Here is a 12,608-nt window from a genome sequence, read left to right as displayed (position 1 = left end):
AATATTGGAGGGATTTCAATGGTTATCAATTTTTTAAGAACTGATAAACGTGCTGCTTTCATATTATTATTTTTACGGCTTTACATAGGATATGCATGGCTTGCTGCTGGGATAGGTAAAGTTTTCGGACAATCCTTTGACGCAAGTGGTTTTCTAAAGGGCGCTATTGCTCAGGCGTCAGGTGATCACCCTGCTGTGCAAGGTTGGTGGGCAGATTTCCTTCAACACTTTGTTCTTCCAAATGCAGACCTATTTAGCTTTTTAGTTCAATGGGGCGAAATTTTAGTAGGTCTAGGTTTGATTTTAGGCGGATTAACAAAAACAGCTGCATTTTTCGGAATCATAATGAACCTTTCATTTTTATTAAGCGGAACTGTTAGTATAAATCCAAACCTGCTTATTTTAACTATGTTCATTTTAGTTGCAGGACAGAATGCTGGACGTATTGGATTAGATGGCTATGTTTTCCCTAAACTTTTCCGTAAAAACAACCATGAAACATATAAATTAAGTAAAACTGCGTAGTAACAGTTTAATTTTAAAATATAAATAAGAAAAAGAGCCTGATTATAGGCTCTTTCTTATTTACTCCAAATCTTATAATCATTTAAATCTTCTCAGTAATGATTTAAACGCAGTTTACAACAAGCTGACTCGGTTGCACAGCAAAAACACCTGTGCCGATATCCATTATATAGTACTAAAAATCTTTCATACTTTCTCCAAGAATATAGTGTGAAAACCACATCAAATTCTGCTTCATAATGGCTACATGAATTCCTGGCTGATCCGAACTATATGCCATTCCTTTAAATATAATTAATTCTGTATCAACTTCCATATCTCTTAATCCTTCATATAGCTCATATGCATTTGTAATTGGAATTCTTACATCCTTTTCCCCATGTTGAATTAAGGTAGGCGTACAGGCTGATTTAATATATGTCATTGGTGATGTTTTCTTATATATATCTAGATCATTCCATGGAGTATCTCCTAAATACATTCTAATAAAGTAAGGGATATCTGTATGTACATAATGGGTACTCCAATTAGTAATTCCACCCCCCACCGAAATAGCTTTAAATCTACTACTAAATGTAGAACAGAAAGCCGATATATATCCCCCATTACTCCATCCCATAACTCCTACTCTATCTTTATCTACAATCCCTTTTCCAACTAGTTTATCCACTCCAGATACAACATCATCATAGTCAGCAATTCCCTGTTTTCTATAGTTTGCTTTTAAAAATTCATTACCATAACCAGAACTTCCCCTGTAGTTTGGTTCTAAAACGATAAAGCCTTTTTCAACAAACTGTTCAATCGGATATTTCTCATTAAAACAGTCTGAAAATATCGGAAAGGATGCCCAAGCCGGACCACCATGAATTACTACTAATAAGGGATATTTTTTATTTGCGTCAAACTCTACAGGGGTTGATAAAACACCCTCTATTTCCAGGCCATCACTACTTTGCCATGAGATGATTTCCCTGTTACTTTTAAGCCTTCCTTCGAAAAAGCTATTTTCATTCGTTATTTTTTTATCATCCAAATAGATTTCAAAAGTTTCATTTGTTATAGCCTTATTATAGGTTATATGATTTCCATCCCTTGTTATGGAAGCATCCATTATAAAGCCATCTACTCTTTCGCTTAACATTTCCACAGTACCATCCTCACATAGCAATCCAATGAGGTAATTCGTTTTATCCTGCCATCTAATTAAAATTCCTTTAGCTGTCCACTGTAATGGCATAACCGTACTATCAAAATCTGTTAAAGGCTGAATTATCTTTCCACTATTCATATCATATATCTCTAATGTACTCTCTTGTATATGGTTTTTATAGTAATCCTTCTCTCTTATGCTTGCTGAGTAACATATTTTGCTGCCCTCAGGAGAAAAGTAAACACTCCCTCCCAACAACTTATCTATATTCATCTTTTGTAGTTCCCTAGATTCAATATCTAATATGTATAGATCACCATTCATATAATCGTTTAGGCTTGGTGTAGCCATACATACAACCTTTTTCCCATCATTTGAAATATCAAAGTTATGTATATAAAAATCCTTACCGTCCGTTAGTTCATAAACACCACTAACCTTCCGTTCCTGTTTATCATTTTGTTTCACTTTTTCTATTTCAATGTAGTATAAACAATTATTTTGATGTTCCTTACCTACATGATAGAAATCTCCATATAGTTCCTTACGTTTCTTTATCTCCTCACATTCCTTTGAATGTGCAATATAATAAAAACCTTTACCAGTAGGATCCCATTTAAAATTACTGACTCCTTCTTTCTCATCAGTAATTTTAACCTCACTATAGTCGTCTAGTGACTTAACAAAGATCTGATTTTTATTAGCCCCATCACCACCTGAGCTAAGGTAGGCAATAGTCTTAGAATCTGGGGACCATAATGGATGTGTACTATCTATATCTCCAGTTGTTAGTGGATAACTCTGCCCTTTACCTTTTTCATATATCCATACATGATTTATATATGTATTGTCTTTCCAGTTAGCTGTTCTCTTAACAAATGCTACATTTTTGCCATCATCGCTTATATTTGTACTTGATAAGGTTGGTACTGAAATAATCTCTTCTATACTTAAATATGTTTTTTCACTCACTTTCATCAATATGCCCCCTTGTAATGTCCATAAATCTCTCGTCTCTTTTTGTCATAATAAAGGAAATTGTTCACGGATACTTAAAATAGTAACGGAAAATTCAGATAAATAAAAGTGAATCCGATAAAGTAAAATTTTAATCTATAGGGTTCTTCTATCCACTTACCAATTTCAGATGTTCTTTTTCAACACAAAAATATCCCTTTAGATAAAATATCTAAAGGGATACAAATTCATAAATTTATTTTTAAACTACAACTATATTTATTAACCTACCAATCTCCTACTCAACCGTAACAGACTTAGCTAAGTTACGTGGCTTATCAACGTCACACTCGCGGTGAAGTGCTGCGTAGTATGAGATAAGTTGTAATGGAATAACTGCTACTAGCGGTGCTAGCGCTTCGTGTACAGCTGGTAATACGAAGCTGTCACCTTCCATTTCTAAGCCCTTCATTGAGATGATACATGGGTTAGCTCCGCGTGCTACTACTTCTTTCACGTTACCACGAATTCCAAGGTTTACGTGCTCTTGTGTAGCAAGTGCGATAACTGGTGTACCATTTTCAATTAAAGCGATTGTACCGTGTTTTAACTCTCCTCCAGCAAATCCTTCTGCTTGGATGTAAGAGATTTCTTTTAGCTTTAACGCGCCTTCTAAACCTACGTAGAAGTCTACGCTACGTCCGATGAAGAAACAATTACGCGTTGTTGCTAAAAATTGTTTTGCTAATGCGTCCATTTCCTCTTTTTGATCACAAAGTTCTATCATTGCATTTGCTACAAGTCCTAATTCGTGTGTTAAATCGAAATCAAGAACTTCACCTTTCGCTCTAGCAATGTCCGCAGCTAAAATTGAAAGTACTGCAAGTTGTGCTGTATAAGCTTTCGTTGATGCAACTGCGATTTCTGGTCCCGCGTATAACGGAAGTGTATAATCAGCTTCACGAGAAAGCGTAGAACCAGGTACGTTTGTAATCGTTAATGCTTTATGCCCCATTTCATTTGTCTGTACAAGTACTGCACGGCTATCAGCTGTTTCACCACTTTGTGAAATGTAAATGAAGAATGGTCTTTCTGTTAATAATGGCATGTTATAAGAGAATTCACTTGCTACATGCACTTCAACTGGCATTTTTGCAAACTTCTCGATAAATTGTTTTCCAACAAGACCTGCATGATAACTTGTTCCACATGCAATGATGTAAATACGATCGCTATCTAAAATTGCATTGCGAATGTCTTGATCTAATTCAATCTCGCCATTTTCATCTTGGTACTTTTGAATTATATTACGGATTACAAGTGGTTGCTCATCGATTTCTTTAAGCATGAAATGAGGATATGTTCCCTTTTCAATATCACTTGCATCTAATTCCGCTGTAAACGGTGCACGTTCAATCGTTTCACCTTGTAAGTTTTTAATTGTAATACTTTCTTTCGTTACAATTACGATTTCTTTATCCATTAATTCAATAAATTGATCTGTAACTTGTAACATCGCCATAGCGTCGCTCGCCACAACATTAAAGTTGTCACCAACACCTACTAATAGCGGGCTTTTGTTTTTAGCAACATAAATCATGTTTGGATTTTCAGCATCAAGTAATCCGATTGCATAAGAGCCATGTAAAAGAGATAGCGTATTACGGAACGCTTCTTCTACACTTAGTCCTGTGCTCACTTGTTGTTCCATAAGCTGTACGATAACCTCTGTATCTGTTTCACTTACGAACGTTACATCTTGTAAATATTCCTTTTTCACTAGCTCATAGTTTTCAATTACACCGTTATGAACTAGTGTAAAGCGTTTTGATGTACTTTGATGCGGATGCGCGTTTACTTTGCTTGGAACACCATGTGTAGCCCAGCGTGTGTGACCGATTCCCACGCTTGCTGCTACGTTCTCATCTACGATTTCGCGAAGTTTTGCAATACGACCTTTTTCTTTGTATACAACAACGCCGTTCTTTGCTTGTACTGCAATACCTGCTGAATCATATCCACGATATTCTAGCTTCTCTAAACCTTTTAATAAAATTTCCTTTGCATCTTGCTCTCCAATAAATCCTACGATTCCACACATGTTTAGTCGCCGTTACAAATGCTTACACTGCTCTGCGAACATGTAACGACATAGTCCGATACCATTTTTATTTATACTAAAAAACGGATTACATATTGCTAGCCCTGTAAGCTTGTAACGGCTTTCACCTTCCTCTCGATTGGGTTTAAGTCCGTATATACTTATACAGCTAGTTTTCATCCGTTCCTTTTCTCTCATCACACTTTCACCTTTGTCCACTAAGTCACCTTAATGATTTAAGTAAAAGCTTGCGGTTGTGATGAACAACCGGGAGTCATCCGCCGAAATCTCGATAAACCCCACCTCGTCAACTACACTACTTGTAGTTCTGGCGCTTCTATAAATTATAATATTTCCTTTGAGAAAAAGAACAAGACCATCTTATAACAAACATGGATAAACCGTCAATGAAATTTTTTTCATTGTCTATAAAACATATGAAAAAGGAGCACTTCTTGTGCTCCTTTTTCAATAAATTTATCAAATTATTCAGCGCCAACTTCCGCTTTCACAACTTCTACAATGCGATGCACATATGCGTCACAAACTTCTTGTGTTGGTGCTTCTGCCATTACACGAATAAGTGGCTCTGTTCCAGATGGACGAACAAGAATGCGGCCATCACCATTCATTTCTTCCTCTACAACACGAATAATTTCTTTAATTTTTTCGTTTTCTAATGCTAGCTTTTTATCTGTTACACGAACGTTTACTAGTAATTGCGGGAATTTTGTCATTTCTCCTGCAAGCTCAGATAATGGTTTTTTCGTCATTTTCATGATGTTTACAAGTTGAAGTGCACTTAACATTCCATCACCAGTTGTAATGTAATCAAGTAAGATAATGTGACCTGATTGTTCTCCTCCCAGGTTATATCCACCACGCTTCATTTCTTCCATTACGTAGCGATCACCAACTGCTGTTTTATCACTTGTAATACCGTTAGCTTCAAGCGCTTTATAGAAACCTAGGTTACTCATAACTGTTGAAACAACTGTATTGTGCTTTAGTTGACCAGTTTCTTTCATGTACTTTGCACAAATAAACATAATTTGATCGCCATCAACGATGTTTCCTTTTTCATCTACAGCGATTAAACGGTCACCATCACCATCAAAAGCAAGACCGATATCAGCACCTTTTTCTTTTACTAGTTTAGCTAATACTTCTGGATGTGTAGAGCCTACTCCATCATTAATGTTCATACCGTTTGGTGAAGTACCCATTGTTGAAATATCAGCTTCTAAATCCGCAAATAAATATGGAGCTAAAGAAGACGTAGCACCATGCGCACAATCTAAGGCGATATGTAAACCAGAGAAATCTTCCTCTACAGTTTGTTTAATGTATTGTAAATATTTTTGTCCACCTTCAAAATAATCACTCACTTGTCCAAGATTAGTACCTGTTGGACGTGGCAATTCATCAACTTCTTTGTCTAATAAAGCTTCGATTTCTGCTTCCTGCTCATCCGTTAATTTAAAACCGTCTGAACCAAAGAATTTAATTCCGTTATCCTGTACTGGATTATGAGATGCAGAAATCATAACACCTGCTTGTGCATCTAACGCTTTTGTTAAATAAGCAACACCTGGTGTAGAAATAACACCAAGACGCATTACTTCTGCTCCAGTTGATAATAGACCTGCTACTAAAGCTCCTTCTAGCATATGTCCTGATATACGTGTATCACGGCCGATAATTACTTTTGGACGATCTGTATCTTTTGTTAATACATAACCACCGAAACGTCCAATTTTGAACGCTAATTCAGGCGTTAACTCCTGGTTCGCTACCCCGCGTACTCCATCTGTACCAAAATATTTACCCATTATGATTCGCTCCTTTGTCTGGCTCTTTTTGATTATCTACTGTTGGCTCTTGACTAGTTTCTTTTTCTTTATTTTGTTCCTTTTCCTTTTCCTTTTCCTTTTCCTTTTCCGGATCAGGTTTAGGCTCAGGTTCAGGTTCAGGATTTTTTGGTTTTTCAGTTTGATTATCTTGGTTATTATTTGAATCTGGTTTTTCACCGTTACCCTGTACTTCTTTATCTGGATTTTCTTTCTTCACAATTGTGACTTTAGCACTTTTTTGTTTTGGCTCTATTGAAATATTACCAGGACCGCTCACTTGAATAGAAACATCCTTCGTCCCCGGAGATACATTTTGCAGATTAATCGCTGCTGTTATTTGAGCTGCTGTTATTTTATCTACTATACTTGTTTCTCCTGAAATATCAACGCTTATCTTCCCATCTTGCGGCGAAAGTAGCTGGGCCGTAACATCTTTAGAAAGTCCATTTTTTTGAATTGATATACCATCAATCGTTCTTGTTTTCGTTTGTTTTGTTTTTTGCACACCTACTGAAACCTTCACTTGATTCGGTTTTGCACTTGTTACACCCTTTGGTAATAAAACAGAGGTATCGAATGTTGTAGACTCTGTCAATTGACTAAGATCTACTTCGACCCCCTCTATCGATTGTATATTATCCAATATATCTTTTGGACCTGCTATCGTTATTTCTCTCGGCTCAACGCTAATATTTGTAACGGCCAATCCTTCTGGTAAACTCCCCTTTTTCGTATACGTTACAGGAACAGTTTTTTCAGTATTATTGGCCGTTGCTTGCGTCGTCACATTCAACGTTACATTAATTTTAGATGGACTTGTTCTTACATTTAAACGTTTTCCTTCTTTATTGTATAATGTAACTTCGGCTGTTTTCGTAACAGTTTTATTAACACCTTTTAAATCAATATACGCTTTAGCAGATGAAATACTTTCAATTTCTTCTTTCGTCCCAACTACCTCAACAGTATCAGGTTTAATGTTTGATTTTTCGAGGGTAGAACCCGCTGGCATCTGATCCTCATTTGATAATTTTAAGTCTACATGAACATATTTTCTCGCTTTTTCATGAAGAGTAATTTTAATTGTCGATGGCTGAACTGTTCCTTTCACATCATCTGGAAGCCCGTTCGTTTTCAAAGAAACTTCATAAGTTCCTGTTTCGCTATCTCTCAAATCAACTGGTATATCAAATTGTTTTTTTGCTTTTGCTGTAGCAACTGCTGCTTTTGGGCCCTCTAACTTTACCTTAACGCCCTCTGCCGGAATACCACTTACAATATATTTCTCTTCATCATACTTAAGGTTAATATCATAATTAGTTAATGTTTCTTTCGCATCATTTGCAAAAGGTAGTATCCCTGATGTCGTATTTTTTTCAGTTAAAGTCGCTGACATAAAAAGCATACACGCCAATAGTAATGAGATTCCTTTTAAAAACCAATGATTCTCCATTAACTTATCCATGACGCTTTCTCCTCCAATTCCATAAAGACGAAGAAGTCGTTTTTTCGTTCGCACTAAACTCAGCTAACAACATATCTTTCAGTTGTTCTGTCTTCAAATCACGATGCAACTTACCATTTTTCGTTAAAGAAATTTGGCCTGTTTCTTCCGACACAACTACTGTAATACTATCCGTAACTTCACTAACTCCCATTGCAGCGCGATGCCTAGTTCCTAACTCCTTAGAGATAAATGGACTTTCCGATAACGGCAGATAACATGCTGCTGCTTTAATGGTACTTCCTTGCATAATTACTGCTCCGTCGTGAAGAGGTGTATTAGGAATGAAAATATTAATGAGTAATTCCGATGATACGTTTGCATTTAGCGGAATACCCGTTTCCACATAATCACCCATACCGGTCTCTTTTGACAAAGTAATTAATGCACCTATTCTACGTTTCCCCATATATTCCGTTGCTTTCGCTATCGCTGTTGCAACGATTTCAGGTTCATCATCCTCTTGAGTCCCAACACGAGAAAACAGGCTCCCGCGTCCTAGCTGCTCAAGCGCTCTTCGTAATTCTGGCTGGAAAATAATAATAACGGCTAAAAATCCCCACGTTAATACTTGTTCAGTTAGCCAATATAGCGTATGCAATTCAAGGAAAATACTGATCATCCGAACGACAATAATAACTGTAATCCCTTTTAAAAGTTGAACAGCTTTCGTCCCCCGGATTATGAGAATTAGCTTATATATAATAAACCATACAACGGCAATATCTAATACCGTACTAAGATATTTCAAAATGGTCGTATCTTCAAAAGGCATGCTAACCCTTCCTCCTACTTACGAGCAATTCTATCCATATATTGAAATATTATTTTATGCTCTATCTGTATGTATTTCCAACAACTAGTTAATTATACCATACATGAAACAAACAACAATTACAAACAACCCCCCTTTAGTCTAAATTGGTAAGATGTCAAACATTCTTATCGTACAGTATAATATAAATCATTATTATACGCCTATTTTCAAATAAAAAAAGCAACTTCTCAGTTGCTTTTCTTACATTTATTTTAGTTTTTCACCGAATAAAGAACCCATTAAAGCAACCGCTGTTGTTGCTGTTCTATTTCGCTCATCTAAAATCGTATTTACCTCAACAAACTCAGCAGATGTAACAATATCAGCTTCCGCTAACATTTCCATTGCTAAATGGCTTTCACGATAAGATAGGCCACCAATTACAGGCGTTCCAACTCCTGGTGCATCATGAGGATCAAGACCATCTAAATCTAATGATAAATGGACACCATCAGTATGAGATAAATACGCGATTGTTTCTTCCATAACAGCCGTCATACCCATACGATCGATCTCGTGCATTGAGAATACTTTAATACCTTCATTGCGGATGAAGTCTTTTTCTCCTTCATCTAATGCTCGTGCACCGATAATTACAACATTCTCTTTTTTCACCTTTGGATATGCCCCGTATAAATCTACAAGTGAAGGATGTCCATACCCTAAACTTGCTGCAAGTGACATACCGTGAATATTTCCAGATGGTGAAGTTTCTTCTGTATTTAAGTCGCCATGTGCATCATACCAAATAACACCTAAATTTTTATAATGTTTCGCAACACCAGCTAATGTACCGATAGCGATACTATGGTCACCACCTAATACAAGTGGAAAACGTCCCTCTTCTATAATATGATCCACCTTACTTGCTAATTCGTTACATACAGTTGCAACTTGTGTAAGGTTTCTTAAGCTTGTATTTATATCTACTTCTTTTTCTCTCTCTATACATATATCTCCCATATCTTTAACGTCATATCCAATTTCTTCAATTCTTTCAACTACGCCTGCATAACGGATTGCACTCGGCCCCATATCAACTCCACGACGCATCTGTCCTAAATCCATTGGAACTCCAATAACTGAGATTTCTTTTTTCATAGATAGTATCCCCCTTTTGTGCCTTCACTAAATATTTTAAATCTTTTATATAGTCTGACTCAACTCGACATTTTTTTGTATGGATATACAAATTATTCACTTATATCGGCCTTGAAACCTAAATGTTAAGACTATTCTATGTATAAAGTTAACTTGATGAAACAACTACCATCATTATTATTAGATAATAATAAAAAAACACTTCTACATTTAGGAGTGTTTTTCTGATGCTATTTTCCACACTGCAGCAATATTTTTTGCTGTCATTTCGATATTCTCTGCTGCTACTTTATATGCCTCTTCTAAAGTCATCGGACTCGCTGTAATACTAAATACTGCATCAATTCCCTTTTCATGAACAGCAGTGTAATTTGGAGACACAGATCCTCCAATAGCAACAACAGGAATGTGAAAATGCTTCGCACGCTCCGCAACACCTACAGGAGCCTTTCCATATGCTGTTTGTTCATCTATTCTACCTTCACCAGTTATAATTAAATCTGCTCCTTCTATATACTTATCAAATTTTGTATAATCTAATACAATTTCAATTCCTCTCCGCAAGTTTCCCTTTAATACTGCTATAACAGCTGCTCCCATACCTCCTGCAGCCCCTGCGCCAGGTATTTTAGATACGTCGCAAGATAAGTATTGTTTAAGGATGTGCGCATAATGCTTTAAATTCTCATCCAGCTCTTTCATCATCTCTGCATTCGCACCCTTTTGCTGCCCAAATACAAGAGATGCTCCCCTTATTCCAACTAACGGATTATCTACATCACATGCTGCTTCTATCTTTATATGCGTTAAGCGTGAGTCCATTCGCGCAAAATCAATAGCGACAATTGAATGTAACGTTCCTCCAGATGGATCTATTACTTCCCCTTTTCCATTTATAAACCTGACTCCTAAAGCTGACAACATACCTGCTCCTCCATCATTTGTAGCACTTCCTCCAAGTCCTAAAATAATGTGCTCAGCTCCTTCATCTAGCGCATGTAGTATAAGTTCTCCTGTTCCTTTTGTCGTTGTAACAAGTGGATTTCGCTTTTTAACTGGAACATGTTGTAACCCTGATGCTGCTGCCATTTCAATAAACGCTGTCTTTTTATCTTTAGACATACCGTAAAAGGCTTGTACACGTTCTCTAAGCGGTCCTGTCACATGAAGTGATGTAATCCTTCCCCCTGTGGCATCGACAAGTGAATCAACCGTTCCTTCACCTCCATCTCCAATTGGTATTTTTACATACTCTGCTTTAGGGAAAATTGCTCCAAAACCTCTTTCAATAGCCTCACATACTTCTATAGCTTTTAAGCTTTCTTTATATGAATCAGATGCAATAACAACTTTCACAATTATCCCCATCCTTTATTTTCACGTTTTCTCCATTTTAAATGAAAAATATGAAAGTTGTCTTTTCAAACACAAAAAAAGCTTACATCATATGATGTAAGCTTTTTATTTAGATGGAGCCTAGCGGGATCGAACCGCTGACCTCCTGCGTGCAAGGCAGGCGCTCTCCCAGCTGAGCTAAGGCCCCTTAGTAATTAAGCGGAAGACGGGATTCGAACCCGCGACCCCAACCTTGGCAAGGTTGTATTCTACCACTGAACTACTTCCGCAAAAATGATGAGCCATGAAGGACTCGAACCTTCGACCCTCTGATTAAAAGTCAGATGCTCTACCAACTGAGCTAATGGCTCGTAAATGGCTGGGCTAGCTGGATTCGAACCAGCGCATGACGGAGTCAAAGTCCGTTGCCTTACCGCTTGGCTATAGCCCATTAATATTTACTAGTATGGTTATCTTTTCAAAAAAATAAACCCTCTCAGGTTATTTTAAAGAAAATGGTGGAGGGGGGCAGATTCGAACTGCCGAACCCGAAGGAGCGGATTTACAGTCCGCCGCGTTTAGCCACTTCGCTACCCCTCCGACATTTAAAATATATATGGTGGAGGATGACGGGATCGAACCGCCGACCCCCTGCTTGTAAGGCAGGTGCTCTCCCAGCTGAGCTAATCCTCCAAAAGTGGTGACCCGTACGGGATTCGAACCCGTGTTACCGCCGTGAAAGGGCGGTGTCTTAACCACTTGACCAACGGGCCAAAATTTTTAAAACTCTTCCCAAGCTTCCAACCGGGCTTGAACCGGTGACCTCTTCCTTACCATGGAAGTGCTCTACCAGCTGAGCTATGGAAGCATAATGGCTCCGCAGGTAGGACTCGAACCTACGACCGATCGGTTAACAGCCGATAGCTCTACCACTGAGCTACTGCGGAACAATATTAGCCTGGCAACGTCCTACTCTCACAGGGACAAGGTCCCAACTACCATCGGCGCTAGAGAGCTTAACTTCCGTGTTCGGTATGGGAACGGGTGTGACCTCTCTGCCATCATTACCAGACTTTTATTATTGTAAACATTTCTTTCGAAATGTCAAGAAGAAAATATATATTCCTTCAAAACTAGATAACATTGCTACATATTATATGGTTAAGTCCTCGATCTATTAGTATTCGTCAGCTCCACATGTCACCATGCTTCCACCTCGAACCTATCAACCTGATCATCTTTCAGGGATCTTACTAGCTTAC

9 protein-coding genes, 9 tRNA genes and 2 rRNA genes are annotated in these 12,608 nt (G+C 37.6%); 1 reads left to right on the top strand and 19 read right to left on the bottom strand.

What is annotated here, in order from left to right; genetic code table 11:
* Positions 1–18: 18 nt before the first annotated feature.
* Entirely contained in the window at positions 19–525 is a 507-nt protein-coding gene (locus tag ACYVEC_RS11135) for a DoxX family membrane protein (RefSeq protein WP_063223540.1), read from the top strand.
* Positions 526–700: 175 nt separating this feature from the next.
* Here ACYVEC_RS11135 and ACYVEC_RS11130 read toward each other — a convergent pair whose 3' ends face one another.
* From ACYVEC_RS11130 to ACYVEC_RS11040, 19 genes are all read right to left on the bottom strand, one after another.
* Positions 701–2,656, bottom strand: coding sequence for a S9 family peptidase (locus tag ACYVEC_RS11130; protein ID WP_063223539.1), 1,956 nt, complete (start codon positions 2,654–2,656; stop codon positions 701–703).
* Positions 2,657–2,933: 277 nt separating this feature from the next.
* Positions 2,934–4,736 (bottom strand): glutamine--fructose-6-phosphate transaminase (isomerizing), encoded by a 1,803-nt coding sequence (gene glmS / locus ACYVEC_RS11125; protein ID WP_063223538.1) that lies wholly within the window; start codon positions 4,734–4,736, stop codon positions 2,934–2,936.
* 12 nt (positions 4,737–4,748) lie between these two features.
* Positions 4,749–4,934, bottom strand: a complete 186-nt coding sequence (locus ACYVEC_RS11120; RefSeq protein WP_033659100.1) for a hypothetical protein — start codon at positions 4,932–4,934, stop codon at positions 4,749–4,751.
* 287 nt (positions 4,935–5,221) lie between these two features.
* A complete protein-coding gene (glmM, locus tag ACYVEC_RS11115) occupies positions 5,222–6,568 on the bottom strand; it encodes a phosphoglucosamine mutase (protein ID WP_060629225.1) in 1,347 nt (448 codons plus the stop codon).
* Entirely contained in the window at positions 6,561–8,054 is a 1,494-nt protein-coding gene (locus ACYVEC_RS11110; protein WP_275718679.1) for a CdaR family protein, read from the bottom strand. Before ACYVEC_RS11110 ends, glmM begins: the two co-directional genes overlap by 8 nt.
* Positions 8,047–8,868 carry a diadenylate cyclase CdaA gene (cdaA, locus tag ACYVEC_RS11105; RefSeq protein WP_063223536.1) on the bottom strand — a complete coding sequence of 274 codons (822 nt, stop codon included), beginning with the start codon at positions 8,866–8,868 and terminating at the stop codon, positions 8,047–8,049. The genes ACYVEC_RS11110 and cdaA overlap by 8 nt, the downstream gene beginning before the upstream one ends.
* A gap of 249 nt (positions 8,869–9,117) precedes the next feature.
* Positions 9,118–10,011, bottom strand: a complete 894-nt coding sequence (rocF, locus tag ACYVEC_RS11100) for an arginase (protein ID WP_063223535.1) — start codon at positions 10,009–10,011, stop codon at positions 9,118–9,120.
* 210 nt (positions 10,012–10,221) lie between these two features.
* The gene (locus tag ACYVEC_RS11095) at positions 10,222–11,367 is read right to left on the bottom strand and encodes a glycerate kinase (RefSeq protein ID WP_142332695.1); all 1,146 of its coding nucleotides are present in this window, start codon (positions 11,365–11,367) and stop codon (positions 10,222–10,224) included.
* 114 nt (positions 11,368–11,481) lie between these two features.
* Positions 11,482–11,554: transfer RNA gene (locus tag ACYVEC_RS11090), tRNA-Ala, on the bottom strand.
* 10 nt (positions 11,555–11,564) lie between these two features.
* Positions 11,565–11,636, bottom strand: a tRNA-Gly gene (locus ACYVEC_RS11085).
* An 8-nt stretch (positions 11,637–11,644) separates the two neighbouring features.
* A tRNA-Lys gene (locus ACYVEC_RS11080) sits at positions 11,645–11,717 on the bottom strand.
* A gap of 5 nt (positions 11,718–11,722) precedes the next feature.
* A tRNA-Gln gene (locus ACYVEC_RS11075) sits at positions 11,723–11,797 on the bottom strand.
* 65 nt (positions 11,798–11,862) lie between these two features.
* Positions 11,863–11,946: transfer RNA gene (locus ACYVEC_RS11070), tRNA-Tyr, on the bottom strand.
* A 17-nt stretch (positions 11,947–11,963) separates the two neighbouring features.
* A tRNA-Val gene (locus ACYVEC_RS11065) sits at positions 11,964–12,039 on the bottom strand.
* Positions 12,040–12,044: 5 nt separating this feature from the next.
* Positions 12,045–12,119, bottom strand: a tRNA-Glu gene (locus tag ACYVEC_RS11060).
* 22 nt (positions 12,120–12,141) lie between these two features.
* Positions 12,142–12,214: transfer RNA gene (locus ACYVEC_RS11055), tRNA-Thr, on the bottom strand.
* A 4-nt stretch (positions 12,215–12,218) separates the two neighbouring features.
* Positions 12,219–12,293: transfer RNA gene (locus ACYVEC_RS11050), tRNA-Asn, on the bottom strand.
* Between the two features lie 9 nt (positions 12,294–12,302).
* A 5S ribosomal RNA gene (rrf, locus tag ACYVEC_RS11045) occupies positions 12,303–12,418 on the bottom strand.
* An 85-nt stretch (positions 12,419–12,503) separates the two neighbouring features.
* Positions 12,504–12,608, bottom strand: a 23S ribosomal RNA gene (locus tag ACYVEC_RS11040); the annotation flags it as partial.

The sequence above is a fragment of the Bacillus sp. MN7755 genome (assembly GCF_054771475.1).
Note: the sequence above shows the minus strand (reverse complement) of the source record. Positions and strands in the feature narration are given on the sequence as shown.

What these genes read in the sequence shown, in the direction of transcription:
- ACYVEC_RS11130 (WP_063223539.1), bottom strand. Translation starts at nt 2,656, where the DNA reads ATGAAAGTGAGTGAAAAAACATATTTAAGTATAGAAGAGATTATTTCA.
- glmM (WP_060629225.1), bottom strand. Translation starts at nt 6,568, where the DNA reads ATGGGTAAATATTTTGGTACAGATGGAGTACGCGGGGTAGCGAACCAG.
- rocF (WP_063223535.1), bottom strand. Translation starts at nt 10,011, where the DNA reads ATGAAAAAAGAAATCTCAGTTATTGGAGTTCCAATGGATTTAGGACAG.
- cdaA (WP_063223536.1), bottom strand. Translation starts at nt 8,868, where the DNA reads ATGCCTTTTGAAGATACGACCATTTTGAAATATCTTAGTACGGTATTA.
- ACYVEC_RS11120 (WP_033659100.1), bottom strand. Translation starts at nt 4,934, where the DNA reads ATGAGAGAAAAGGAACGGATGAAAACTAGCTGTATAAGTATATACGGA.
- ACYVEC_RS11135 (WP_063223540.1), top strand. Translation starts at nt 19, where the DNA reads ATGGTTATCAATTTTTTAAGAACTGATAAACGTGCTGCTTTCATATTA.
- ACYVEC_RS11110 (WP_275718679.1), bottom strand. Translation starts at nt 8,054, where the DNA reads ATGGATAAGTTAATGGAGAATCATTGGTTTTTAAAAGGAATCTCATTA.
- glmS (WP_063223538.1), bottom strand. Translation starts at nt 4,736, where the DNA reads ATGTGTGGAATCGTAGGATTTATTGGAGAGCAAGATGCAAAGGAAATT.